The 23,821-nt window shown below is 61.2% G+C and carries 25 protein-coding genes; 10 read left to right on the top strand and 15 right to left on the bottom strand.

The annotated features are described in order from the left end of the window. Window positions 1-23: 23 nt before the first annotated feature. The 3 genes from ABH945_RS18735 to ABH945_RS18745 are packed head-to-tail and all read right to left on the bottom strand — an operon-like array spanning window position 24 to window position 2,577. Window positions 24-1,043 carry a flippase-like domain-containing protein gene (locus ABH945_RS18735; RefSeq protein ID WP_429251501.1) on the bottom strand — a complete coding sequence of 340 codons (1,020 nt, stop codon included), beginning with the start codon at window positions 1,041-1,043 and terminating at the stop codon, window positions 24-26. Further along, window positions 1,040-1,867 (bottom strand): HalD/BesD family halogenase, encoded by an 828-nt coding sequence (locus ABH945_RS18740; RefSeq protein WP_074770260.1) that lies wholly within the window; start codon window positions 1,865-1,867, stop codon window positions 1,040-1,042. Before ABH945_RS18740 ends, ABH945_RS18735 begins: the two co-directional genes overlap by 4 nt. Further along, window positions 1,864-2,577, bottom strand: a complete 714-nt coding sequence (locus ABH945_RS18745) for a CDP-alcohol phosphatidyltransferase family protein (RefSeq protein WP_074770262.1) — start codon at window positions 2,575-2,577, stop codon at window positions 1,864-1,866. The genes ABH945_RS18740 and ABH945_RS18745 overlap by 4 nt, the downstream gene beginning before the upstream one ends. Before the next feature lie 239 nt (window positions 2,578-2,816). Here ABH945_RS18745 and ABH945_RS18750 point away from each other — a divergent pair, with 239 nt between their 5' ends. After that, complete coding sequence (locus ABH945_RS18750) at window positions 2,817-3,251, top strand: hypothetical protein (protein WP_429251502.1); 435 nt, start codon at window positions 2,817-2,819, stop codon at window positions 3,249-3,251. A 280-nt stretch (window positions 3,252-3,531) separates the two neighbouring features. On the opposite strand, the gene ABH945_RS18755 is transcribed toward ABH945_RS18750, so the two are convergent. Further along, window positions 3,532-4,068 carry a hypothetical protein gene (locus ABH945_RS18755; protein ID WP_429251503.1) on the bottom strand — a complete coding sequence of 179 codons (537 nt, stop codon included), beginning with the start codon at window positions 4,066-4,068 and terminating at the stop codon, window positions 3,532-3,534. Window positions 4,069-4,740: 672 nt separating this feature from the next. Between ABH945_RS18755 and ABH945_RS18760 the strand changes: the two genes are divergently transcribed. From ABH945_RS18760 to ABH945_RS18770, 3 genes are all read left to right on the top strand, one after another. After that, a complete protein-coding gene (locus ABH945_RS18760) occupies window positions 4,741-5,892 on the top strand; it encodes a porin (RefSeq protein ID WP_429251504.1) in 1,152 nt (383 codons plus the stop codon). A 200-nt stretch (window positions 5,893-6,092) separates the two neighbouring features. After that, the gene (locus ABH945_RS18765; RefSeq protein WP_074770270.1) at window positions 6,093-6,590 is read left to right on the top strand and encodes a hypothetical protein; all 498 of its coding nucleotides are present in this window, start codon (window positions 6,093-6,095) and stop codon (window positions 6,588-6,590) included. Between the two features lie 178 nt (window positions 6,591-6,768). Further along, on the top strand, window positions 6,769-7,284 hold the full coding sequence (locus ABH945_RS18770; protein WP_074770272.1) for a metal-dependent hydrolase: 516 nt from the start codon (window positions 6,769-6,771) through the stop codon (window positions 7,282-7,284). 157 nt (window positions 7,285-7,441) lie between these two features. Here ABH945_RS18770 and epsC read toward each other — a convergent pair whose 3' ends face one another. Further along, entirely contained in the window at window positions 7,442-8,368 is a 927-nt protein-coding gene (epsC, locus tag ABH945_RS18775) for a serine O-acetyltransferase EpsC (protein ID WP_074771203.1), read from the bottom strand. Between the two features lie 211 nt (window positions 8,369-8,579). After that, on the bottom strand, window positions 8,580-8,813 hold the full coding sequence (locus tag ABH945_RS18780; protein WP_074770274.1) for a hypothetical protein: 234 nt from the start codon (window positions 8,811-8,813) through the stop codon (window positions 8,580-8,582). Window positions 8,814-9,147: 334 nt separating this feature from the next. On the opposite strand from ABH945_RS18780, the gene ABH945_RS18785 reads away from it, so the two are divergent. Further along, complete coding sequence (locus ABH945_RS18785) at window positions 9,148-9,600, top strand: DUF3005 domain-containing protein (RefSeq protein WP_074771204.1); 453 nt, start codon at window positions 9,148-9,150, stop codon at window positions 9,598-9,600. A 247-nt stretch (window positions 9,601-9,847) separates the two neighbouring features. Further along, window positions 9,848-10,453: a short chain dehydrogenase gene (locus ABH945_RS18790; RefSeq protein ID WP_429251505.1), complete on the top strand. Its 606-nt coding sequence runs from the start codon at window positions 9,848-9,850 to the stop codon at window positions 10,451-10,453. A 123-nt stretch (window positions 10,454-10,576) separates the two neighbouring features. On the opposite strand, the gene araD is transcribed toward ABH945_RS18790, so the two are convergent. The 7 genes from araD to ABH945_RS18825 all read right to left on the bottom strand — a co-directional run bounded on the left by araD (window position 10,577) and on the right by ABH945_RS18825 (window position 17,897). Continuing rightward, complete coding sequence (gene araD / locus ABH945_RS18795) at window positions 10,577-12,352, bottom strand: L-arabinonate dehydratase (RefSeq protein ID WP_429251506.1); 1,776 nt, start codon at window positions 12,350-12,352, stop codon at window positions 10,577-10,579. Between the two features lie 60 nt (window positions 12,353-12,412). Beyond that, window positions 12,413-13,339, bottom strand: coding sequence for an ABC transporter permease (locus tag ABH945_RS18800; RefSeq protein WP_074770280.1), 927 nt, complete (start codon window positions 13,337-13,339; stop codon window positions 12,413-12,415). Beyond that, the gene (locus ABH945_RS18805; RefSeq protein WP_429251507.1) at window positions 13,339-14,217 is read right to left on the bottom strand and encodes an ABC transporter permease; all 879 of its coding nucleotides are present in this window, start codon (window positions 14,215-14,217) and stop codon (window positions 13,339-13,341) included. Before ABH945_RS18805 ends, ABH945_RS18800 begins: the two co-directional genes overlap by 1 nt. Then, a complete protein-coding gene (locus tag ABH945_RS18810; protein ID WP_429251508.1) occupies window positions 14,214-15,296 on the bottom strand; it encodes an ABC transporter ATP-binding protein in 1,083 nt (360 codons plus the stop codon). Before ABH945_RS18810 ends, ABH945_RS18805 begins: the two co-directional genes overlap by 4 nt. Before the next feature lie 75 nt (window positions 15,297-15,371). Next, window positions 15,372-16,541 (bottom strand): extracellular solute-binding protein, encoded by a 1,170-nt coding sequence (locus tag ABH945_RS18815; RefSeq protein WP_074770286.1) that lies wholly within the window; start codon window positions 16,539-16,541, stop codon window positions 15,372-15,374. A 269-nt stretch (window positions 16,542-16,810) separates the two neighbouring features. Then, window positions 16,811-17,749: an SMP-30/gluconolactonase/LRE family protein gene (locus ABH945_RS18820; protein WP_074770289.1), complete on the bottom strand. Its 939-nt coding sequence runs from the start codon at window positions 17,747-17,749 to the stop codon at window positions 16,811-16,813. 25 nt (window positions 17,750-17,774) lie between these two features. Beyond that, window positions 17,775-17,897 (bottom strand): hypothetical protein, encoded by a 123-nt coding sequence (locus tag ABH945_RS18825; protein ID WP_429251509.1) that lies wholly within the window; start codon window positions 17,895-17,897, stop codon window positions 17,775-17,777. 687 nt (window positions 17,898-18,584) lie between these two features. Between ABH945_RS18825 and ABH945_RS18830 the strand changes: the two genes are divergently transcribed. Next, the gene (locus tag ABH945_RS18830; RefSeq protein ID WP_429251510.1) at window positions 18,585-19,289 is read left to right on the top strand and encodes a helix-turn-helix transcriptional regulator; all 705 of its coding nucleotides are present in this window, start codon (window positions 18,585-18,587) and stop codon (window positions 19,287-19,289) included. Here the strand turns inward: ABH945_RS18830 and ABH945_RS18835 are convergent. Beyond that, the gene (locus ABH945_RS18835) at window positions 19,273-19,590 is read right to left on the bottom strand and encodes a hypothetical protein (RefSeq protein WP_074770293.1); all 318 of its coding nucleotides are present in this window, start codon (window positions 19,588-19,590) and stop codon (window positions 19,273-19,275) included. The genes ABH945_RS18830 and ABH945_RS18835 overlap by 17 nt on opposite strands. 149 nt (window positions 19,591-19,739) lie before the next feature. On the opposite strand from ABH945_RS18835, the gene ABH945_RS18840 reads away from it, so the two are divergent. Then, the gene (locus ABH945_RS18840; protein WP_429251511.1) at window positions 19,740-20,333 is read left to right on the top strand and encodes an acyl-homoserine-lactone synthase; all 594 of its coding nucleotides are present in this window, start codon (window positions 19,740-19,742) and stop codon (window positions 20,331-20,333) included. A gap of 229 nt (window positions 20,334-20,562) precedes the next feature. On the opposite strand, the gene ABH945_RS18845 is transcribed toward ABH945_RS18840, so the two are convergent. Then, complete coding sequence (locus ABH945_RS18845) at window positions 20,563-21,252, bottom strand: FadR/GntR family transcriptional regulator (RefSeq protein WP_074770297.1); 690 nt, start codon at window positions 21,250-21,252, stop codon at window positions 20,563-20,565. Window positions 21,253-21,568: 316 nt separating this feature from the next. On the opposite strand from ABH945_RS18845, the gene ABH945_RS18850 reads away from it, so the two are divergent. Continuing rightward, the gene (locus ABH945_RS18850) at window positions 21,569-22,048 is read left to right on the top strand and encodes a universal stress protein (protein WP_074770299.1); all 480 of its coding nucleotides are present in this window, start codon (window positions 21,569-21,571) and stop codon (window positions 22,046-22,048) included. A gap of 561 nt (window positions 22,049-22,609) precedes the next feature. Next, window positions 22,610-23,812, top strand: coding sequence for an efflux RND transporter periplasmic adaptor subunit (locus tag ABH945_RS18855; RefSeq protein ID WP_429251512.1), 1,203 nt, complete (start codon window positions 22,610-22,612; stop codon window positions 23,810-23,812). Window positions 23,813-23,821: the final 9 nt, after the last annotated feature.

The raw sequence follows: 23,821 nt of genomic DNA on the forward strand, positions 1-23,821 counted from the left end.
GGTCCTTTGAAAAAATACGGAGATTAATCGATAACCGGCACGCGCCCCAGGGCGCGCCGCCGTTGCCAGCTTCTTTCGCTGAAGTGCAAAACCAGCAAACCCGGCAAGCCTAGCAGGATTTCGCGTGCGCGCTTGGCGAGCGACAGCGCCAACGCCGCGTCGGGCGGCAACCCCACGAGCGGTGCGAGCAGCAGATAACCGCCTTCCTGCACGCCGAGCGAGCCCGGAATCATGAACGCAGCGCCGCGAATGGCCTGCCCGATACTTTCGAGCAACAGCGCGTCGACCCAATCCACCGGATGACCGAGAAAGCGCAGCGCGAGCCACACCTCGACCGTACCGACGATCCAGCCCACGAGACTCAACGCGAAGCTCGCCGCAACGCGGCCGCGTTCGCGGTACATGGCCTGCACGGCGGCATCGACGGCTTCTGCGCGATTCATCAGCGAGGACCAGTCGCGCTTGCCGAATACTTTCGACACCACGCCGAGCAGCCGGCCAAACAGGCCGCGCCGCTGCGCATAGTAGAAGCCGACGATCATCGCGCCGAGCACGCCGGTTGCGATCAGCGTTGCGGTTTGCAGATCGTGCAGCGCGCCGTGCGCCGCGTACGCGCCGAACAGCATCAGGCCGCCGAGCGCAAAAACGATTTGTGCGAGCGCCTGCAAGGTCGTGCTGACCGTGATCGCCGCAGCGGCGTCGCGCATGCGCATGCCGCGCTGCGAAAGCTGTCGCACCATCACGACGGGACCGCCGATCTGCCCCGCAGGCAACAGGCTATTCACCGATTCGCCAACCCAGCGCGCGAACAGCGCATCGCGCAGCGACAGATCGTGATGCACGCCGTCGCGGCGAGGATGGAACAACACGGAGATCGCGCCCGCATCGAGCACGAGCGGCACGACGTGGAACGCCGCGACGAGCGCGAGCCCCCAACCGGCCGCAAGCAGCGTCGACGCAACCGAACCGAAGCCTTGCCATGCGAGCAGGCCGACAAACAGCGCCGTCCCGATCGACAGCAGAAGCAGGGCCGCGCGACTCATGCGCGGCCCTTGCCGGCGGTCTTGCCGCGCGAAGTCATCTGACGGAACACCTGGCGGAAACCGAAGTACGCGATCGCGTCCTTCATGTTCGAGATGAAACGGCGCCACGGCCGCATGTTGGGGTCGGTGACGTATTCGAACGTGAGCGACACGCGCATCTCGTTCGCGCCGGCCGGCGTGATGCGATGACGCAATTTGTCGCCGTCGAAAAATACGAGGCTGCCGGGCGGATATTGCACCGAGCCGGGTTGATCCGGCACATCGGGATTGCGGGTATGCAACTCGTATTCGAGGCGGCACGACGAATCGTCGATCACGCCGAGCAGCAGCGTGTAGCGGCGGCCGTCGTAATACGAAGTGTCGTAGTGCCAGCCGATGTGATCGCCCGGCCGCGTGTAGTAATACAGCGCGTACGCATGCGGGTCGTCGGCGGGAGAGACCTGCAGTTTGTCGCCGCTAAGCTGTTCGAGCCAGCCGATCAGTTCCTTCGAGCGATACAACTCGGCGATGAACGGCGCGAGCGTGTCGATGGTATGGCGGCTCACACTGCCGCCCTGCTTGTGACCCGGCAGATAATTGCGGTTCACCTCGTCGAGCAGCGACCGCGCGCTGTGCGCGAGTTGCGCGGTGACTTCAGGCGCGAGGAAATCTTCCAGATACAGGAACGCGCCCTGGTCGGCGAAGTCCTTGCGCAAGCGCGGCGTGTCGAGCTCGCGCGTCTTGCCCGCGACCGCACGGTCGGCGTTCGGCGCGGCCTGCGCCGCCATGGAGGAAGGTTGAATCGATGCTGGCGCGACCACGTCATCTTCGGCGTGTGTACTCATTCACTGGCCCACATTTGACTGTTTTCAGAAGCACTACCGACTGCAACCGCAGGGCGAGCGGCACGGCGCGACACGCGCCAGTAATCCACCACGACCCACGCGGCAAAAAGCGGCGCGCCGATCGAAGCGACCACGACGAAAGGCAGCACGACGCTCGTCAGCGTGACAATGGGTAGCAGGTACAACACGTCTTCGGTTTCGAAGCCGCCCACTGCGGCCTGCTTCGTGCCCGCCTTGCCCGCCATTTCCTCGATGCGCATGCGCAGGAAAAAGATCAGCGCAATCGCCACACCGGCCACTGCGCCGAGCACGCCCGGCATCACCTTCAATCCGCCGACATGAGTTGCACCGGCTGCGGTTCCTGCCCCAACGCCCATGCCGATAAACAACATGATGGTGACGATCGCGTCGCATGCGAGGTCGTAAAAATGACCGATCCGGCTCGACTTGCCGCCGATGCGCGCAAGCTCGCCGTCGGTGTGGTCGACGAAGTTCGACAGCACGATCAGCAGAGCACCTGCATTGGTCCACGCGAAATCGCCATGAGCGAGGCACAGCGCGCCTGCAAGCCCGATCAACAGTCGCAGCGTAGTGAGGTGATTCGGCGTGACCCAGGTATTCACCAGCGGAGTCACAAGCCGGCGAGCGAGCCGGGCGTCCCAGGTACGGGGCGGCGGAACATTAATTGGAGTTTGGGGTCGCGAAGTCATAACCCGGAAATATATACGGGATCGAAAAAGATTGCTTTCTTCCTGCTCGTTTCTTTGAGGTCCGTCCGTTACCTGGATGTGCTAGCAGCAAAGCAAGATTTGCCGAATCGCGATAAAGTGCAAACCCAGTTGCGCCCGTAATGCGGAATTCCTTCGATGCGCAACGTCTTTTGGGTCACGGCCACTCGCCGCCGCCCGTTGCGAAACCACTACATCGATCGAGGTCGCCGACTGCACTTATGAAACGCCTTTTTTCATCTGTACTCCTTCTTCTGGCAACTGCCGCACTGCCCCACATCAGTTTCGCCGCGGCCCTCGACACGCCGCTCACCTGCAACGAAAGCGGCCATCAGTTCATCGCCGATCTGCTCGACCAGCAGATGATCGAGCCGAAGCCGATGCGCGTCGAAAGTAACTCGATCAATGCGTTCTCGCCCGCGTCCGGCGCCGATCTGACGGCGTTTGGCTTTCACGTGTTCGCGGTGGTCGGCTATGAAAAAGACGACCCGATGTTCCGCGTCGGCGACGGCGAACCGGTCGCGAGTTCGGCCTACGGCGTCGTGGTGCTCGGCAGCGAATCGAAGGTGCGCCACGCGATTGCCGGGAGCGGCAGCACGGCGATCGTGCATCACGTCGCGCCGCTCGTTACGGCGATTTTCTGCAAGCGGAGTTAGGCCGACGCGGGTGTTTGCACGGCGGTTCGTTTCTATAGGCTTCTATAAAAGAGTGGTCGTTCGCGCGTAGGTCGAAGACCTTTCGACAACCCTATTCCGCCATACCGTGCAGCAGAGCGCGATTCGATTGGATCACGCGTTGCAACGGAGTTTCTCAATCGCCGACACGCTGAATTGAATTTTCGTGGTCCCGAAACCACTCTCGCGCAACCTGAACGGCAACGCCGGGGAAACGCGAAAGTCTTTCGTAATACCGCACCAGGCGGTCGGTCGGCGTCGCCTAGCCCGGACGCCTGAATTCGTTCTCGACCCACGCCGACGCGCTCGCCTTGCTCAGCTTGAAATTCGGCGCGACCTGCACCTGTGCGATCTGTTCGCCAAAAAGATCCAGCGCGGTCAGCAACGCGTAGGGTTCGATTTCGTCGGGGATGATGTCCAGCGTGATATCGAGTTCGTCGTTACCGTCCGCGCTCGCGACCCGCACTTCCTTATGCAGCTGCGCGCGAAGTTGCTGCTCGTGACGGCGCAGCACTTCCGACGCGGTTTTCACCAGCGTGTTGAACGCCGACGTGTCGAGCGGCTTCGGGTCCTTCTTGTTGCGGCCCATGGTCCACGGACCGACGAGCGCGGGTTCGGCCTCGCCGTCCTTGATCATCGCGACGGCCCAGCCTTCGTCGTCTTCGTTCTTGATGACGCGCGCAGTCCAGCCGTCGTCGCGCCACAGACGCGGTTCATGCACGCTTTCGTCCAGCTCGGACGAACCTTCCGTCGTGAAATCTTCAGCGCTATCGGACGATGGAAGGGGTGTATCGGTCATTACAGGTTTACTCACGTTCGCGGGGCGGAAACACATCTCAAGCCCGCAATTCTACCTGCCCCGGGCGCGCCGGCCCTCGCCCCCTGACGAACGGACAAGCCTCATTGCGCCTGACCCGGCTCCCATGCAATCGCACGCGCAATCGAACATCAATCAATCTTGCGCTGAAATTCTCTATTTCGGCTTTTTCAGGAACTTATTTGTTTATTACAGAAAACCCATAAAAAAACGCGGCCCGAAAGCCGCGTATAAAGAATGAAAAAGACACCCTCGGTCAAAGGGTGACGCGAATTGTAAGGCCGCCATTCCCTCGAATAACTACTGTTATTCGTAAAATTGCGTTGCGAAAAACACAATGAATCGAAGGATTCGACGTAATTCTCCGTAACCCCCGTCTCGCAAGGCCTGGCGAGGATCGTCGCGATTGAGCAACACGCCGATCATTGACAGCACGTCGCGTTGACCATTTTCAAATACATTTTCCGTTTATTTATCTGCACTTATCTAATTCGAATTCACTTTTACAGATTCAAAAACACATTGTTGCGTCAGACGGGATTAAAGATTCGAATGGCCGGAATACACTTCGCAGCGAATCGCCGGACTGCCGGCGCAATAAACGGTAAGCACTGGCTTGCGATTCTCCATGCACTGTCCCGGAGTTATCTGAATATGAAAAAAATCCTCTTTGCAGCAGGCATCCTGAGCGCGTTGGCCATCAACGCTCACGCACAAAGCAGCGTCACGCTGTACGGCACGCTCGACGCGGGCCTCGTCTACTCGAACAACCAGGGCGGCCACAGCAACTGGCAACAGGGCAGCGGCTCGGTGTCGAACACGTACTTCGGCCTGCGCGGCAGCGAAGACCTCGGCGCGGGTCTGCACGCGATCTTCACGTTGGAAAGCGGCTTCAACATCAACAACGGTCAGAACTCGGAAAGCAGCACGTTGTTCAACCGTCAGGCTTTCGTCGGACTGAAGAGCGACCAGTACGGCGCGCTGACGCTCGGCCGTCAATATGACTCCGTGGTCGACTATCTGGCGCCGTTGTCCGAAGCGGGCGCGGGCTACGGCAACAACCTCGCGGCTCATCCGTTCGACAACGACAACCTCGACAACTCGTTCTCCGTGCGCAACGCGGTGAAGTACTCGAGCGTGAATTACGCGGGCCTGAAGTTCGGCGGCTTGTACGGCTTCAGCAACTCGGCCGGCGAGTTCTCGAACAATCGTGCATGGAGCGCGGGCGCTTCGTACGACAACGGTCCGTTGAGCGTCGCGGCCGCTTACCTGCAACTGAACCAGTCGGGCAGCTCGAACCTGAGCGGCGCGGTGACGCAAGGCGACGGCACCGCGCAGATCGCGGCGAACCTGCAGCGCACGTTCGGCGCTGGCATCAACTACACGTACGGTCCGGCTACGGCGGGCTTCGTGTACACGCACACGCAACTGGACGGCATCACGGGTATCGATGTCGGCGGCGCGACGCTGCCGGGCATCTCGGGCACGAACCTGCATCTGGACAACTACGAGTTGAACGGCCGCTACGCATTGACGCCGGCGCTGAGCCTCGCGGCGTCGTACACGTTCACCGATGGCAAGATGAGCGGCTCGAACGGTTCGGGCGATCCGAAGTGGCATACGGTGTCGCTGCAAAGCGACTACTCGCTGAGCAAGCGTACCGACGTGTACGTGGAAGGTGTGTATCAGCATGCTACGGGCGAGCTCGGCAACTTCGGCGCGAACGTTGCGTCGATCAACTCGCTGGCTCCGTCGAGCACGGGCAACCAGGTGGCGGCGGCTGTCGGTCTGCGTCACCGCTTCTAAGCTTTTTCGATGTGGTATCGGCAGCGCGGATTGATGAGTCTGCGCTGCCGTCGAACCCGCGCGTGACACGATCACGTCGCGGGTTTTTTTATACGCTCAACCCGTTCGATATGAACATAACGATGCGTCGCGATGATCGCGGATAGTGACTACGCGTACCTGCGGTGGGTATACTCACTTCGGCTATCTCGCTTGCCTTCATGCTTGCATGTCGGTTGCAAGTGAATGACAGCTTCGTCGCGAAGCATGACGCCGAGTCGGGTTTCGAGTTGAACCGCGTCGCGCTTCGCCCGCGCACCACGTTTCCATGCATCATCGGAAACGCCGACGATCGGACCATGAAAAGACTTCTCCTGCTCGCCCCTGCTGTTGCCCTCACCGCCGTCACTGCCTGCCTCACCGCTTGCGGTTCTTCCGGCCCTACGCGCGATGCGTCTATCCCGCTCGTGTACGTGTCCTCGCAACGCGCGCCCGCCGATATCGCCAACTGCCTCGAAGGACGTTTGTCGCGCGTACGCACGTCGCACGCCGGCATCGCCACGCAACTCGCGGTCGGCTCGGATTCGAACAACTCGTACTTCGTCACGCTGACGCCAACCAATACCGGCTCGGTCATCAAGGTCATGCATCCCGCTAATGCGCCGGACGATCCACCGGAACCGGAAATGCGCTTCGATATTGCACGCTGCGCGACCTGAGTTTCGGCCTCGTGTGATTGCAATGTGAGTGCGATGCCGCTGCAACGTCATCGCATTCAGAAGACCCTGCCGCTGTGCGAATTTTTTATCTCGCGTAGCGGCTATTTTTTTATCGGCTCATCTGCGAACATAGCCGCCCTTCCGGTTTCAGGCGACGTAGTGCGCCGCAAGTCTTTCGATGGCATCCAGCAAAGCACATCACGCAACCGGTTTCGCAGCCGGCGTCATCGCAGCGGCAGTCGTCGCCCGCGTCAGCGGCAGCAATGCATTTCATCTCGACGTACTGTTGAGTTTCCTCACGGGCATCTGGGGCAGCACGGCGCCCGACTGGCTCGAAGTCGCGTGGTGGTCACGCGCGCGACGTTTGTGGATCACGCATCGCACGTTGACTCATTGGGGTGTGGGATGGCTCGCGTTGCTCGCCGGGTCGTATCACTGGCTCGGGCATTCGCTGTATGCCGCGCCTGCTTTCGGATTCGCGTGCGGCGGCCTGATGCATCTGTTCGCGGACTGGCCGAATCCGCTAGGCGTGCCGTGGATCGCCGGACGTCATTCGCTGAATCTGTGGAAGAGCGGCAGTTGCGATCTGATCGTCGTGGCCGCGTCGTGGGCGGCGGCGTTTTTTATCGGCGAGCATGTGTGGTTGCACGGCGTTCACGAGATGCCTTTGCTGCGGTATCTGCGAAACGGCTGACGCCGGGTGCGTAGCGCCTGATGCGAAGGTCACGGCGTTTATATACATGAGTGGTGCATGCTGGCGGCCGCGCTCAACTGCATGAAGAAGCAGATGAACGTAGCCGCACCCAAAGCAACTTATTCGCCCTGCGGCAACGAGGCGAATAACGCCCGCATCATTTCCCGCCCGCGTCGGTGCGCTCGCCTTCGCGAACCTTCCCCTGCGACACGCTGCTGCCCGGCGGCACGCTGTGCGTGAGCCACACATTGCCGCCGATCACCGAGCCGCGCCCGATCGTCACGCGTCCGAGAATCGTCGCGCCCGCATAAATGACGACGTGGTCCTCGACGATAGGATGCCGCGCGTTGCCCTTGATCAGCGTGCCGTCGTTATCGGCGGCAAAGCTCTTCGCGCCGAGCGTCACCGCCTGATACACACGCACGTGCTCGCCGATGATCGCCGTCTCGCCGATCACGACACCCGTGCCGTGGTCGATGAAGAAGCTCGGCCCGATCGTCGCGCCAGGGTGAATGTCGATGCCCGTCGCCGAGTGCGCGATCTCGTTGATGAAACGCGCGAGCAACGGCACGCCAAGGCGATGCAGCGCGTGCGCGAGCCGATGATGCGTCATCGCCCAGACGCCCGGATAGCAGAGCAGAATTTCGGTGATGTGCTGCGCGGCGGGGTCGCCGGTGAACGCAGCCTGAATGTCGCTGACCAGCAGCGCGCGAATCCCCGGTAACTGCGTACCGAATTCGCGCGCGACATCGAACGCACGTTGCTTCAGCTCGGCCTCGGATGTCGCACCGAACTCCGGCAGAAACCGCAACGCGCGGCGAATCTGTTCCGCGAGCAGCCGCAATGTACTTTCGAGCGTATGGCCGACGTAGTAGTCGACGGTTTCGTCGGTCAGATCGGGCGCGCCGTAATGCGTGGGAAAAAGCGCCGCGCGCAAACCGGCGACGATATTGACCACCGCTTCGCGCGAAGGCAACTCGCGAATACCAAGCGGATGCCGCGTGCGATGCAACTCTTCACGCGACGCCCGTAGGTCGGCGACGATCTGTTCGAGACCCCAGTTATGGTCGGGCACATTAGGCATAAAGACAGCACCGTGCATGAACACGGTTCGAAGTGAAATATGCCAAGAGATTACCGCGTTTTCCCGCAGTTCGCGCGACACCGGCCAGAACTGGCACGCCGCTCGCGTACATGCGGCATGGCATGACGACTGCACGGGACACTAAGAGGCAACGATGGACTTGAGGGCCGCTTCACGATCTGCGGCGTTCGGAATGAAGACGGATAACGCTTCAGATAGTCACGCTGCTAGCGTCGATCCAGCGCACCGCCCAGTCACGCGCATGAGCGATGGCTCCGGCTTCATCGGGAAAGCGCAGCTCTGAGGGGAAGAAGCGGTTGGCGACCAGTTCGCCGTCGCTCGAGCGTGAGATGACTACATAAGGTTGCCATGTTCCATCGCCCGCGCGCGCCGGCGCGCAATTCAACAAATAGCCGCGATGTGTGAATGCAGCATCGAAGTGCATGTGTCACCCGCCCTGACGGCCCCGTAAAATGTTTTGAGTAGCGCGGCCTTTCGTTGGCCTTTTCGTTGTTTCCGACCATGATGAATTAGTCGGGGCCATGTCGTCAATTTAACCGTGCTTCACTCGTCGGAGTAAGATCATACTCTGTAGAAAATACGCGTCCATTAAAAAAAACGAAAAGAATTCACGACGCAATCACCGGATGAAATGACACGCTGCGCACCGCGTTGCAGGCGCATTGCAGGTCTTTCAGGCAAGCGTATGCGTGAGCCTGACATCAGGCGGAACGGGTTTTGCTGCACTTCAACCATGTCCTCTTCAAGGAGATTGCATGATGAACAGCGATATCGACAAGCAAGCAGACACCGGCACTCAACCGCGCACCAGCGGGCCGAATTCGACCGAGTTGCATAACGACCGCACGCACGACAGCACGGTCGACACCGACGGCAAGAACCTCGAAGCCGCGCGCATAGCGGGCCACAGCCCGATTGCAGCCGACGAGATCACCACCACTAACGCGACGCACGTCAACAGCGTGCCCGAGTCGCGCGACGGCATGGCAGGCTTCGACAGCCGGGTCGGCGGCAATCACTTGCTGCTCGCGCTAGAACCGGGATACACGGTGATCGACAAGGGCATGGTCGAGCCGCAAGCCCCTTATTCGCAGGATCACCAATTCGACGACTCGCGTCCCGCTGGTAGCTGGCGCGATCGTGGACGCATTCATTACGCCCTTAATCATTTACGGCCGACTCGCGTGATCGAATTACATCGCGTGAAATAGGTTTTGAAGCGGGCGCCGATGTTTGAATTCCGGCGTCTCGTCTTATTAATCAGCGAATAACGCTGCGCGCACCGTTTGAATAATGGTGCGCGTATTGTTTTGTCCGCGCTTTGCGTTCGTCATTGCTTTTGTTTCACCCCCTTCGATTGGAAACCCACGGTTTAAGGACCTGCGCGCGGCAACGACTTTTTCTTTCGACCCTGCACCAGGACAATCGTCGGCAAGTCAACCCAAGATGGAGCAGCAGATGAAAAAGGTCGTCGTGATCGGCGCCACCGGCACGCTCGGCCAGGCAGTCAGTGCGGAATTGAAGGCGCGTCATGAAGTGATCGAGGTGGGCGCGACACGCGGCGCGCATCGCGTCGACAGCACCGACCCCGCGAGCATCGAGCGGCTCTTTCGCGAGATCGGCAAGGTGGATGGCGTGGTCACTACCACGGGCAAATTGCACTTCGGTCCGTTGACGGAAATGAGCATCGAACAGTTCTGGATCGGCCTGCGCGACAAGCTGATGGGCCAGATCAACGTCGTGCTGGCCGCGCAGTCGTATGTGAACGACGGCGGCTCGTTCACGCTGACGAGCGGCATCGTCGCCGACGAGCCGATTCGCGAGGGCGCGAACGCGACGACCGTCAATCTCGCGCTCGAAGGTTTCGTGCGCGGCGCGGCGATCGAATTGCCGCGCGGCATCCGTATCAATCTCGTGAGCCCGACTGTGCTGACCGAATCGATGGAAGCTTATGCGCCTTACTTTCGCGGCTTCGAACCGGTGAGCGCGCAGCGTGCAGCGCAGGCGTATCTGCGTAGCTTGGAAGGGGCGCAAACGGGGCGCGTGTATCGCGTGGGGTACTGAGTTGTAGCAATTGCAATGCTGAAGGGAATCACGCGATGCAGCGCCGCCGCATCGCGCTCCCCCTCTCGACGTGTCGCCGCTCTCCGGCAGTTCCACGGCACTGGCAACGGCCCCCAGGTGAACTCAGTGAATTTCCGGCTCGCCAGGCTTCTCCCCGTCCTGCGGCGAAACCGGAGCCAGGGCCGAGGCCGCGTGCGCGCCGCCTCGCTGCAAAAAATCGAAGTCGCAACCCTGATTTGCCTGCATCACATGCTGCTGATGCAGTGCGCCATAGCCTCGCGTGAAACGCGGCGCGGGTTTGATCCACGCTGCCATGCGGCGCGCGAGTTCCTCGTCGGATACCAGCAGGTTGAGCCTGCGCCGGGGCACGTCGAGTTCGATCATGTCGCCGCTTTGCACCAGCGCCAACGGACCGCCCACGAAAGATTCCGGCGCGACATGCAGCACACACGCGCCGTAACTCGTGCCACTCATCCGGGCATCCGAGATGCGCACCATATCGCGCACGCCCTTCTGCAGCAGTTTGCGCGGTATCGGCAGTTGTCCCCATTCGGGCATGCCGGGCGCACCGACCGGACCGGCGTGCTGAAGCACGATCACGCAGGTCTCGTCGATATCGAGCGCTTCGTCGTCGATCCGCGCGGCCATCTCGTTGTAGTCGGCGAACACCACCGCGCGGCCGGTATGCACCAGTAAGCGTGGCTCGGCTGCGCCGGGTTTGATCACGGCGCCGTCGGGCGCGATATTGCCGCGCAGCACTGCAAGACTGCTGTCCGGCAGCAGCGGCTTGTCGCGGTGGCGAATCACGTCGTCGTTGAAAATCTGCGCACCTTCGAGGTTCTCGCCCAGCGTATGGCCGTTGACGGTCTGCTGCGAGCGGTCGATCAGATCGCCCAGTTCGGCGAGCATCGCGCGCAAACCGCCTGCATAGAAAAAGTCCTCCATCAGATACGCACCGGTCGGCCGGATGTTCGCGAGCACCGGCGTACGGCGCGAAAGCTCGTCGTAACGATCGAGCGTCAACTCGATACCGGCACGCCGGGCCAGCGCGATCATATGCACGATGGCGTTGGTCGAACCGGATAGCGCCAGACAGGTGATCACGGCGTTATCCACCGATTTCCCCGTGATCAGGTCCGACGGCTTCAGGTCTTCCCACACCATCTCGACGATGCGCATGCCGGTTTTCGCCGCCATCTGCGCGTGACGCGAATCGGCGGCGGGAGTCGACGCGAAACCGGGCAGCGTGAAGCCGAGCGCTTCGGCGGCGCTCGTCATCGTCGACGCGGTGCCCATCGTCATGCAATGGCCCGGCGAGCGAGCGATGCCACCCTCGATGCCCTGCCAGTCCTCCTGCGTGATTTTTCCCGCGCGCAATTCGGCCCAGTATTTCCACGAATCAGAGCCGGAGCCGAGCGTGACGCCGTTCCAGTTGCCGCGCAGCATCGGACCGGCAGGCAGAAAGATCGCGGGCAGATCCATCGAAATCGCCCCCATCAGCAGACCCGGCGTGGTCTTGTCGCAACCGCCCATCAGCACGACGCCGTCGGCGGGATACGAGCGCAGCGTTTCCTCGGCTTCCATCGCGAGAAAATTGCGGTACAGCATGGTGGTTGGTTTCTGGAACGGCTCGGAGAGCGTCTGCACCGGCAGTTCGATCGGAAAGCCGCCGGCCTGCCAGATACCGCGCTTCACCTCTTCGACACGCTGCTTGAAATGCGTATGGCACGCGTTGATCTCGCTCCATGTGTTGAGGATCGCGATCACCGGTTTGCCTGCGTACTCGTCGCGGTTGTAGCCCATTTGCGCGGTGCGCGAACGATGGCCGAACGAGCGCAGATCGTTCACGCCGTACCAGCGATGGCTGCGCAATTCGTCGGGGGTCTTTCGCTTCGTCAACGTGTGCTCCACGATTGGCCTGCATGATCCGGCGTTTGAGCGCCTGAGCGCCCGAGCGCTTTAGCGCCGCTGCTCCTTCACGCGCGACACGATCTGCGTCGGGCTGACGAATTGCAGCGCGATCAGCACCCAGATCAGCGTGATCGCCATGTAGATCATCGCCATCGCGTCGATCGATTGCGGCGCGCGCACGCCGGTTGAAAATACAGCGTAGTACAACGCGACCACGAGCGTTTGCGTCGACGGCCCCGCAGTGAAGAAGGTCAGTTCGAACATGCCGATGGTACGCACCAGCACCAGCAGTCCGGCCGCGAGCATGCCGGGCACCAGCAGCGGCAACAGCACGTAGCGGAAATAGCGGAACGTATTCGCGCCGAAAATGCGCGCCGCCGCTTCGAGATTTGGATCGATCTGTTCGATGAACGGCGTCATCACCAGAATCACGAACGGGAGCGCGGGCACCAGGTTCGCGAGAATCACACCGGCGAGCGTGCCCGCGAGGCCGACCTTGTACATCACGGTCGCCATCGGAATGCCGTATGTGACGGGCGGCACCATCAGCGGCAACAGGAACACGAGCATCGCGATGCGCTTGCCGGGAAACTGCACGCGCGCGAGCGCATACGCGGCGGGCACGCCGAGCAGCACCGACAGCACCACCACCGCGCCGACCACTTCGACGGTGACCCACAACACGCTCGACAACTGGAAATCGCTCCACGCCTGCACGTACCAGTGCAGCGTGAAGCCTTGCGGCAACAGCGTGCCGAACCAGCGCGTCGCGATCGAATTGACGGCGACGGTCGCGATCAGCAGCACCACGTTGACGAGGAAAAACACCATCACGCCCCATACCAGCGCTTTCCAGAGGCGGCCTGCCACACTGCTGCGCTGCCGGTAGCGCTTGACGGGTTCGCGCGCACCGTCGTCCTTCGAACCGGATGACGCGGACCACCCATGCTGCGCAGTACGATGCTCGGTTGTCATCAGCCTTTGCCTCCGCTCACCGGTCCGCTGTAGAAGAAGCGGCGCGCGCCGAGCAACGCGGCGACGACCAGCAGTTGCACGAAGCCCATCACCATCGCAATGGCAGACGCGAGCGAGTAGTCGTAGCTTTCGAACGCGGCTTCAGCGGCGGCGATCGACATCACGCGGGTCGGCCCCGCAGGCGCACCGAGCAGCACGGCCGACGGAAACACCGAGAACGCCTGCACGAACGACAGGCATGCGGCCATCGTCAAACCCGGCGCCAGCAGCGGCAGATAGATACGCCGGAACTGCTGCCACGGATTCGCGCCGAGCGTGGCCGCCGCGCTCGCCAGCGTCGGATCGATGCCGGTCACGTACGACAGCGTCAGCAGAAACGCGAACGGGAAACCCGACACGATCAGCGAGATCAGTACGCCCCAATAGTTATGCGTGAGACGCACCTCGCGTGTGTACAGATGCAGGCCGTGCAACGCCTGTGGGAACCAGCCGTTGGGGCCGAAATAGGTCAGCATGCCGTCGGCGATCAGCACGGTGCCGAGCGTCACCGGAATCACCAGCAGGGTCGTGACGAGCTTCTGATACGGCGAGTGCCGGCGCAATGCAAACGCCACCGGCACCGACACGCCGACGTTGATCAGCGTGGCCGGCACCGCGAGTTTCAGCGTGACGAAGATCGTCGGCCACATCGACGTATCGGTGAAGAACGTCAGATAGTTGGCCCACAGGCCGCCGCCGTTCATCGGCCGGAACGACAGCACCAGACCGTATGCAAACGGGTAAATGAATACCGCGACGATGAAGAGAAACGCCGGTGCGATGAGCCAGGCTTTGGCGTCGCGCGGGGCGAGCGGCGGCGATAGCGTGGGCGTGTTCATGACGCGTCCGTGGCGTCATACACGAGCACACGCGACGGCTGCACCCGCAGGCGGATATGCTCGCCCTCGATATAGTCGCCGGCCACGCGCGCCCATACATCGCCGAATGCGGTCTTCACGCGCAAGAGCGAATCGTGGCCGCCGTATTCGACCGTGGTGACGTGCGCATCGAACGCATTCTCCGAGCCCGGCGCGGCACGTTCCATATCCTCGGGACGCAGCGCTACATTCACGCGTTTGCTGTTGAAGCCCGCCATCGGCGTGCCTATCAGGCGCACGCCGTTCGCATTGACTGCGACGCCTTCGCCTTGCGTGCCTTCGAGCGTGAATTCGGCCACGTTGCGATAACCCATGAAACGCGCAACATGCAGATTGCGCGGCCGCGTATAGACCTCCTGCGGCGACGCCACCTGCTGCACTACGCCCTCTTTCATCACGACGATGCGGTCGGCCATCGACAACGCTTCGTCCTGATCGTGCGTCACGTACAGCGTCGCGCGTTCGAGCTGACTATGAATACGGCGAATTTCCGCGCGCATTTCAATGCGCAGTTTCGTATCGAGATTCGACAGCGGTTCGTCCATCAGAATCAGCGGCGGCTCGATCACGATAGCGCGCGCAATCGCTACGCGCTGCTGCTGTCCGCCAGACAGTTGTCCGGGCAGTTTGTGCTCATGCCCGATCAGTTGCACGAGCTGCAAAGCTTCGCGCGCGCGCCGCGCGATATCGCTCTTCGCGACACCGCGCATCTTCAGGCCGAAGCCGACGTTATCCAGCACACTCATATGCGGAAACAGCGCGTAGTTCTGGAACACCATGCCGAAGCCGCGCTTTTCAGGCGGCAATACGTCGATGCGTTTTTCGTCGAGCCAGATACCGCCGCCGGTCAGCGGCTGCAATCCGGCGATGCAATTGAGCGCGGTGGATTTGCCGCAACCGGACGGCCCCAGCAACGCGATGAACTCGCCACGCCGGATCGTCAGATCGAGTCCCTGCAATGCCGCGACCGGCTGGCCTTCCGCGTTCGTGAAACTGCGGCTCACCGAGTCGAGCCGCAACTGCTCAAAGTGATGCTTCATGGCGGTTTCCTGATACGCGGGACAGGTCAGGCGCTGCACGATAGAAGCCACGGCATGGCATGGCTCTCGCGCGGCTTACTTGGTCTTCTGCGCGCCGACTTCGGTGTCCCACTTTTTGAACGCCGCGACCATCGCGGTCGCATTCAACGGCAACGCATGCGGACGATCGGCCAGCAGCTTCGCGTATTCCGGGCGGCCGTACTTTTTCAGCACGTCCTGGCTGTGCGCGGGAGCCTGATCGACGGTCACGCCCTTGATCGCCGGACCGGGGTAGAAGTAGCCGTCGTCATAGGTCAACGCCTGCTGCGCCGGCTCCAGCATGAAGTTCATCAGCTTGTAGATGACGTCGAGCTTTTCCTTCGGCACGCCCTTCGGAATCACCATGTAGTGCGCGTCGTTCACCCACGTCATGTTGTCGAATGCCTGCACGCGAAATTCCGCCGGCACGATGCCGAGCGCGCGCGGATTGATGTCCCAGCCCGTCACGGTGACAGTCATGTCGCGCGTGCCTTCGCCGAGTTCCTTCATGACCGCCGACGTGCCGCCCGGATAATAAGGAATGCAGTCGTTCAACTGCTTGAGAAAGGCCCATGTCTTGTCCCAGCCGTGAATCGGGTCCTGCGGGTCTTTATCGCCGAGTACATACGGCAAGCCCATCAGGAACGTGCGACCCGGGCCTGAATTCGCCGGGCGCGCGTAGATCAGTTTGTCGGGGTGCGCCTTGCACCATTGCAACAACTGCTCGGGCGTTTTCGGCGGATCGCTGACCTTCGCGGGGTTGTATTCGAGCAGCGGACCGGCCGGCATATACGCGACCTCCAGCCCGTAACCTTGCGCGAGATCCTGCATCTTGCGCGGACCCGGCGCGTATTTGTCGAGCACGCCGGGGAATTGCGCGGCGTTGTCCGGCAGCAGCTTGATCCACAGATTCTGTTCGATGCCCGCGGCGAGCGCGTCGGTGCCGGTCAGCACGAGATCGATGTCGGAGCGACCCGCGCCTTGCATCGCCTTGATCTTGCCTGGCAGCTGCGGAGCAGGTGCGTTGGTGTACGTGATGTTGGCGACGAGGTTCGGGTATTTCGCCTTGAAGGCCTCGAAGCCTTTTTGCGTGAGCTGGAGATTGCCGGCCACGTCGACGATGTTGAGCGTGACCGGATCGGCCGCGTGCGCCGCCGACGTGAAAGCGGCGCTAGCCGCGAGAAATACCGACACCAGCCCGAGCGACAACCTGTCTGAAACAGTCATTGCGTCTCCTCGCTTCTTGGTATGGAAGTCGCCGCTCAGTCGCGTTGCGCACACGCTGCGGGCGATGTCTTTCTACTTCTACCAATGGAACATAGCGAAGCGGAACAGCCGGTGTCAAGCAAATGCTTTTTGCGCGTTTGCCCCGGGAAAATACGGGGTTTTCTCGCGGAGCCGTTGTCGCGCAACGGCTAGCGAGTTGTATCGAGGGCAAACCCGGAGTCATTCGGGAGATTGGGCGCAGCCGGTCCGGTCAGCCCGCCCTTCTGCACTCAACCGCCCTGCACGCCTTGCGTGTTGACATACAGCGAGTAGAGGCCGTGACTCGCCGCCATGAACAGGCGGTTGCGGTGACGTCCGCCGAAGCAAACGTTCGCGCAACGCTCAGGCAGTGCAATGTGGCCGAGCACTTCGCCTTGCGGATTGAACACGCGCACGCCGTCGAGTTCGTCCGTGCCCATGCCCCAGCCGCACCACAGGTTGCCGTGGATATCGACACGGAAGCCATCCGGCGTGCCCGGACCTGCGTCGATCAACACGCGGTTGTTCGACAGCGTGGCGCCGTTGCTGCTTACGTCGAACGCGCGGATCTTGCGCGGCTCGCCACGCGATTCGACGATGTACAGCACCGACTCGTCCGGCGAGAACGCGAGGCCGTTCGGGCCGAGCACGTCGTCGGCAACCATCGACACCTCGCCCGACTGCGCGTCGATGCGGTACACACACGCCGTCAGTTCCGACTCCTGCTGCTCGCCCTCGTAGAAGCCCGCGATGCCGAAGGTGGGATCGGTGAACCAGATCGAGCCGTCCGATTTCACGATCACGTCGTTCGGCGAATTGAAGCGCTTGCCCTGATAACGATCGGCCAGCACGGTGATCGAGCCGTCGTATTCAGTGCGAGTGACGCGCCGCGTCAGATGTTCGCAACTGACGAGCCGCCCTTGACGATCGCGCGTATGGCCGTTCGCGTTATTCGACGATTGACGGAACGTGCTGACATTGCCGGTGGTTTCGTCCCAGCGCAGGATGCGGTCGTTCGGAATGTCGCTCCACAGCAGATAACGACCGTCGCCGAACCAGACCGGCCCTTCCGACCAGCGCGCGCCCTGGTACAGACACTCGACGGAGGCGGAGGCCAGGATCAGCGACTTGAAGCGCGGATCGAACACGCGGATGGAGGGGTCGGGATAGCGTCGGCTGTTGTCGGTCATGCTTGGGTATCGATTGGATGGTGTTTCAGGTTGATGGATCGGCCCGCGCGAAGTCGCGGTTCAGCGCGGGCAACTCACGTGCGGCACGCGCGATCTTCGCATGATGTTCCGGCGGCGTCGAACCGGGCAGCGGCGGATGCGGAGTCATGTCGGCGATTCTGGAGACGTGACGGCATCGTGCAGCACGTGGATCAGCGAGATGTCGTCGCGCACGATTTCGAGCGACCTGGAGGTTTCGCTTAGAGCCTGGGCGGTTGAGCCGTTGCCTTATCTGAGCGAATGCAGCAGTGTCACGACGCGGCGCGGTGAACCCTCCATCGCTGAACGGGGATTCGCTCAAAACGCCCTCGAATCGGCCAAAGACCGGGCGATCGAAGTCGCATCGGCGTCGCGATGTTGTCAAACAACTACAAAGTGGGCACGTCTCGCAGGATTTAATGTGACGCTCACCGAGCCACACAAGTGTGAATCGTCATTTTTGTATGACAATATGGGGCAACGTGACTTGGGCCGCCATCGACGGAAGCGGTTCACGCCAGGGAATTTAAAATAAATACTGTCGATTGAATAACAGCCACAAGAAAATTATCCGTTTCAGCGCTTTGGAAATCTCAATTGCGCCACGAAGCGGATATCGATAGTAATTCGTTCTTTTCCTGAGGGAGCCGTTGGCGTCGCCCTGCCGTCAGGGCGTACCTCTGGCGCAGCGGAAAAATTTTTAGTGATAAATTGTGGAGCTAAAAGCGGCCGGATGAATGGCTGCCACAATTAACCGCAACGGGATGTTTGCGAGCCTGAGAGAGTCAAAAAATTGTCGCTACATTTTATCGAGCAGATGGCACCGCTGCTGGACGCCGCCGACGAAGCGGAATGGCTCGGTGCCATCACGGGCCTTGCCGAGACATGGGGATTCGATAGGCTGTTGGTCGCCATGCTGCCGCGTCCGACCATGCGTCTGGAAGACGCCTATATCCGCAGCACCTACGCACCGGACTGGCGCAAGACGTATGACAAGGACGGCCTGGTTCATATCGACCCCACCGTCGATCACTGCATGTCACGCACTGCACCGCTGATCTGGTCGCCGGATATTTTCTCGACCAGACCACAGCAATCGATGTATGAAGAGGCGCGCTCTTACGGTTTGCGCGCCGGGGTAACGGTGCCGATTCACGGACCGAACCAGGAAGCCGGAATGATGTGCTTCGTCAACGATAGCGCGCCGACGGACGCATTCCGCCGTCACGTGAACGCTACGTTGCCGAATCTGGTGCTATTACGCGACCTGGTGGTGGACACCAGCCAGCGTCATTTGGATACGCACGCGCAAACCCTGCTGCCCAAGCTCACGCCGCGCGAACGAGAGTGTCTGAAATGGACCGCACGCGGCAAATCCACCTGGGAAATCTCCCAGATCCTGAATTGTTCGGAAGCCGTGGTGAACTTCCACATGAAGAACATCAGGACCAAATTCGGGGTGAATTCGCGGCGGGCGGCCGCCGTGATAGCCGCCCAGCTCGGACTTATTGACCCGGGTTGAGGAAGGCTGCCGCGTCGCGGCTGTACAGCACGCGCTCGGCACGGCCCAGGTCGGCGTCGGAAACGGTCTTGGTGAAATACAGGCCGAGCAGAATCGACACCGGCGCCGGAATCTCAGCGCCCGATTCGAATCGGCTGCCACGCGACTGCGTGACGCCAAAGCGCGCCCAGAAGCGGCGTTGGCTTTCTTTTTTCTTCTTGCGATAAGCGATGATCAGCACGCGATCCACCGCCGAGGATGCCTCCGCCGGGCGCGTTTGGAGGCCGGTTTGCGGTTGCCAATGATTTTCGAGAAGTTCCATTTTCGAGCCCTGTCGGTTAAGTACGCTGCTGGTTCGAATTCTGCGATATCCGAAAAGCATGCGCACCTATCCAGGTAGGTAGGTGGCAGATCGATTCAAAATGCATAAGTTTTCCTGACATTGGCCCCCCACTCGTTCAGGAGAACGTCATGCAAACAGCAATCCGGATTGGAATGCGTCAGGAATTCGATAACTCGGACATCAACGAGATGTACCGGCTACGGGCCCGGGTGTTTCACGGGCGGCTCGGCTGGGAAATCCCGACCATCGCGGGCATGGAAATCGACGGATATGACGCGCTCGGCCCCTATTACATGCTGATACAGGGCGAAGACGGAAAGTTACGCGGATGTTGGCGACTGATGCCGACAGAAGGCCCAAACATGCTGAAGGACACGTTTCCGCAATTGCTGCATGGCGCGCAGGCCCCGGTCGGGCGGCACATCTGGGAATTGAGCCGTTTTGCGATCGAAACAGGTGGCGAGGAACAGTCTTTCGGCTTCACGGACATGACGATTCACGCGATCCAGGAAGTCATGCTGTTCGCAAAACGCATGGGCATCACCGACTACGTCACCGTGACGACCACGCCGATTGAGCGACTGCTGCGTAGAACCGGCATCGACATTAGCCGTCTCGGAGCACCCTTGCAGATCGGCGTCGAGCGGGCGGTTGCGCTGAACGTCGCGGTGAGTCCGAAGACAATGACCTCGTTGTTCGGGCCGATAGCGGTCGCAGCTTAATTGCCGTTAGTTGCACATTAGGCATCAATCAACGTGCGAGCTTGACCTCGTTGCGCTGATTGCCAGTTAGTTGCATTGCACTGCGGGTCGCCAGAATTGCCGCTTTATGGCGATGCGTAGTGCACTAGAACACTGATGTTTTGTCGCGAAACGCCAAATCAGTATGTTGGCGGAATTGTCACCGAACCGAATTACACGTCACACCGCATCCAGTCGGGAAGCGAAAAAATCACGAGCCGAACATCCGTTCAAGCGCATTTTCCAGGTGCGTCCGCATCGCCGCCGAAGCTGCCGGCGCATCCCCGCGACGGATCGCGTCGAGCACCGCCCAATGCTCAGCCTGAACGAGCCGCTGCCGCTCCACCGTCTTGACCAGCGACAGGTTGCGCGACAAATTCATGCTGAAGAGAATCTGCTCTTCGATAAACGACATCATCGTGATGAAGAACGGATTCTTCGACGCGCGCGCCACCGCGAGGTGGAACATGAAGTCGTCCTTCGTGCCGATGCCTTGCGTTTCGATGATCTGCTCAAGTTCGTGCCACGCGTGCTGAATCGCGGCGATGTCGTCGGAATCGGCTTTGAGCGCGGCCTGCCCCGCCGCGCCCGCCTCGGTCACCATGCGGAATTCGTAGCAACGACGAATATCCGACAGCGTCTCCAGCGGCGCGAAGCGGCGCACGTCAGGGTCGGGCCGGCGCGCGACGGTCGTGCCCGAACCGTGGCGCGTCATGATGATGCCGTCCGCCCGCAGACGCGCCAACGCTTCCCGCACAGTGGGCCGCGACGTCGCAAAACGCTCGGCCAGCGCGTGCTCGGTCGGCAGTCGCTCGCCCTCCTTGTACTCGCCTTCGAGAATGCGATTGAGGATGTCGCCGTAAATCTTCTCGGGCAGGCCCGTGGTTCTGCGCTCGTTCATCAGCGGGCTAAAACTTGTCTGGGTAGAGCTTAATTGTAAGGCCAACCCATTGCCGGTTTCATCAGAGATATGCACTATGGATTCCACGATATCTCGTAGACGCCGGTGGACTGGGCATGCCGGGCAATGGTGTGTCGTCCACGAATTTGACAAGAGTTTGATTGACATCCTGCCGAATGCATCTTTTCCGGCAATCATCTAAGCTTCGCTGGTATAAAAGTTCAATGGGCCTGGTCGCCGGAAAGCGTTGAGCGCACGGAACGACCCAGCGCACAAAGCGGCCACGGCATCCGGTTTTTCCAGACGCGGAGTTGATATGTACACACGCATTCTTGTAGCGGTCGACGGCAGCAATACCTCACGGCGCGCATTCGACGCGGCGCTCGATCTCGCGAAGTCCAACAACGCTGTACTCCAGCCGTTCTATGTCGTCGAAAACACGCCGATGTATTTTGAAGCGCCGGGCTACGATCCGTCCGTGCTGCGCAACCGTCTGATCGAACAAGGCAAGGAGTTGGGCGCGGAGTTCGCGAAAGCCATGATCGAGCAAGGCGTGAAAGGCGAACTCGCGGTTGGCGAAGCGTCGTCGCTCGACGACGTGTCGGCGGTCGTGCTCAATGCAGCGACCGACTTCAAGGCCGACTTGCTGGTAATGGGCACGCATGGCCGGCGCGGCTTTCAGCGCCTGATTCTCGGCAGCGTCGCCGAACGTTGCGTGCGCCAGGCGACTCTGCCCGTGCTGCTGATTCCTGCTGCCGCGACGCAGCCGCAGTCTCCGAGCGAGCCTAAAGCGTAGGCTGATTGCGCCAGGTTGTGAGCGCCATCTGAAACCCGGGTGGCCGTTTTCTGGCTGAATACCCGCATTGCACACCGGTCTCGCACGCGCATCCGTGCGAGACCGCACATCCTTTCGAGCGAAGCACTCTCGCTGTTTATAACCGCGCTCAACGAGCGACTTAATTAGGATTACAAATGTCGCTTTTACTCGCTGGCGGTCAATCGTGCCCATTATGAAAGCGTAAGATTCGGCCCGCCCACTTATGACAAAAAGACTCGCCATCCAGATCAATGCCCACTATCTGGCACCATCGGCGAAAACAAAAGAGACAAGCCGAAGCGACTTGCCGCCCCGCCTCCGTATACCGCACTTCAATCATTTCGATTAGACTTGATCCGCCAACTTCCCGCTTCTCGCCTGCTCATTCGCAGCAGCGGTCGGGATTTTGACAAACGGGTTAAATGTCCAGCGTCGCAAGATGCTTTGCAAACCCGCACAACAAACATTAAATACCGCCGACCGTAAGACCGTAGCCGATTTGAAGCGCAAAAAAAGAGTGCCTTGACCAAGGAGTTTCTCTTGCCCTGCCCTGCATCCAGCCTGCGTAGTCGTGTCGTTTCGTTTCTGATCCTCGGCTTGTCGCTTACGGCCGCCGCATGCGGTGACAAGCAGGACACACCCGCGGCCATACCGCCGGTTCCTGTCACGGTCGTGACCGTCGTGGCCTCATCGATTGCCGATGTCGTCGAGTTGCCTGGCCGGATCGAAGCGGTCCGTTCGGCGGAGATCCGGGCTCGCGTCGACGGAATTGTCGAGCGTAGGCTGTATCAGGAAGGCACCGACCTGCCGGCGGGCACGCCCTTATTTCAGATCGATCCTCGCGACTATCGCGCGCAGTTGCAGCAGGCCCAAGCCGCGCTGACGCGCGCCAAAGCCGTCAGCGACAACGCGGCGTCAGTGGTGGCGCGCTTCCAGCCGCTGGTCGGTCGCCATGCGGTCAGCGCGCAGGAATACGACGCGGCGCTTGCGACCATGCAGCAGGCGCAGGCGAGCGTCGCCGATGCCAATGCGGCGGTCACACTGGCCAAATTGCGGCTCGACCGCTGCACGGTCACCACGCCGATTGCCGGCCGCGTGGGCCGCGCGCAAGTCACCGAGGGCGCGCTCGTCAGCGCGGGCGCGGCGACACTTCTGACCGAGGTCAACCAGCTAACGCCAATCAACGCGGTGTTCACGCAGTCCAACACTGCTCTGCTCGACGTCGAGCAGCAGATCCAGTCCGGCACGCGCCAAGCCGTCGACATGAAGCAAGTCAAGGTGCAGCTCGTGCTCGCCAACGGTCAGATCTATGACGAATTCGGCTATCTGGATTTCGCCGACCTGGTCGTCGATCCCTCTACCGGCACGCAGACTGTGCGGGCCCGCTTCGCCAATCCGTCGCGCACGCTGCTGCCAGGCCAGTTCGTCCGGGGACGCATCATCACGACGGGCAATCATCAGGGCATTCGCATCCCCGAACGCGCGGTGCAGCTGGACGGCGGCGTGGCCAGCGTCTCGCTGGTCGCGGAAGACGGCACGGTCGTTCATCGCAACATCGATCTCGGCGAACAGGGCGAAGCACAGTGGGCCGTCCGCGATGGTTTGAAGCCAGGCGAGCGCGTGATCGTCGACGGGTGGCAGAAGGTCCAGCCAGGCCAGCATGTCGAGGCGCGCCCCGCGCCGACGCCTGGAGCGGCCACGGCGCCAGCCACGGCCCCGGCTCCCGCTTCTGCCGCCAGCTGAGGGCGGCTC

This window comes from Paraburkholderia sp. GAS333, from assembly GCF_050435665.1.
Classification (GTDB): domain Bacteria; phylum Pseudomonadota; class Gammaproteobacteria; order Burkholderiales; family Burkholderiaceae; genus Paraburkholderia; species Paraburkholderia fungorum_A.

Coding starts and splice junctions, on each gene's coding strand:
- ABH945_RS18820 (WP_074770289.1), bottom strand. CDS start 17,749: ATGACCGACAACAGCCGACGCTATCCCGACCCCTCCATCCGCGTGTTC.
- ABH945_RS18830 (WP_429251510.1), top strand. CDS start 18,585: ATGGCACCGCTGCTGGACGCCGCCGACGAAGCGGAATGGCTCGGTGCC.
- ABH945_RS18825 (WP_429251509.1), bottom strand. CDS start 17,897: ATGACTCCGCATCCGCCGCTGCCCGGTTCGACGCCGCCGGAACATCAT.
- ABH945_RS18760 (WP_429251504.1), top strand. CDS start 4,741: ATGAAAAAAATCCTCTTTGCAGCAGGCATCCTGAGCGCGTTGGCCATC.
- ABH945_RS18740 (WP_074770260.1), bottom strand. CDS start 1,867: ATGAGTACACACGCCGAAGATGACGTGGTCGCGCCAGCATCGATTCAA.
- ABH945_RS18765 (WP_074770270.1), top strand. CDS start 6,093: ATGCTTGCATGTCGGTTGCAAGTGAATGACAGCTTCGTCGCGAAGCAT.
- ABH945_RS18840 (WP_429251511.1), top strand. CDS start 19,740: ATGCAAACAGCAATCCGGATTGGAATGCGTCAGGAATTCGATAACTCG.
- epsC (WP_074771203.1), bottom strand. CDS start 8,368: ATGCCTAATGTGCCCGACCATAACTGGGGTCTCGAACAGATCGTCGCC.
- ABH945_RS18735 (WP_429251501.1), bottom strand. CDS start 1,043: ATGAGTCGCGCGGCCCTGCTTCTGCTGTCGATCGGGACGGCGCTGTTT.
- ABH945_RS18770 (WP_074770272.1), top strand. CDS start 6,769: ATGGCATCCAGCAAAGCACATCACGCAACCGGTTTCGCAGCCGGCGTC.
- ABH945_RS18810 (WP_429251508.1), bottom strand. CDS start 15,296: ATGAAGCATCACTTTGAGCAGTTGCGGCTCGACTCGGTGAGCCGCAGT.
- ABH945_RS18750 (WP_429251502.1), top strand. CDS start 2,817: ATGAAACGCCTTTTTTCATCTGTACTCCTTCTTCTGGCAACTGCCGCA.
- ABH945_RS18835 (WP_074770293.1), bottom strand. CDS start 19,590: ATGGAACTTCTCGAAAATCATTGGCAACCGCAAACCGGCCTCCAAACG.
- ABH945_RS18800 (WP_074770280.1), bottom strand. CDS start 13,339: ATGACAACCGAGCATCGTACTGCGCAGCATGGGTGGTCCGCGTCATCC.
- ABH945_RS18780 (WP_074770274.1), bottom strand. CDS start 8,813: ATGCACTTCGATGCTGCATTCACACATCGCGGCTATTTGTTGAATTGC.
- ABH945_RS18785 (WP_074771204.1), top strand. CDS start 9,148: ATGAACAGCGATATCGACAAGCAAGCAGACACCGGCACTCAACCGCGC.
- ABH945_RS18790 (WP_429251505.1), top strand. CDS start 9,848: ATGAAAAAGGTCGTCGTGATCGGCGCCACCGGCACGCTCGGCCAGGCA.
- ABH945_RS18845 (WP_074770297.1), bottom strand. CDS start 21,252: ATGAACGAGCGCAGAACCACGGGCCTGCCCGAGAAGATTTACGGCGAC.
- ABH945_RS18755 (WP_429251503.1), bottom strand. CDS start 4,068: ATGACCGATACACCCCTTCCATCGTCCGATAGCGCTGAAGATTTCACG.
- ABH945_RS18850 (WP_074770299.1), top strand. CDS start 21,569: ATGTACACACGCATTCTTGTAGCGGTCGACGGCAGCAATACCTCACGG.
- ABH945_RS18805 (WP_429251507.1), bottom strand. CDS start 14,217: ATGAACACGCCCACGCTATCGCCGCCGCTCGCCCCGCGCGACGCCAAA.
- ABH945_RS18815 (WP_074770286.1), bottom strand. CDS start 16,541: ATGACTGTTTCAGACAGGTTGTCGCTCGGGCTGGTGTCGGTATTTCTC.
- ABH945_RS18745 (WP_074770262.1), bottom strand. CDS start 2,577: ATGACTTCGCGACCCCAAACTCCAATTAATGTTCCGCCGCCCCGTACC.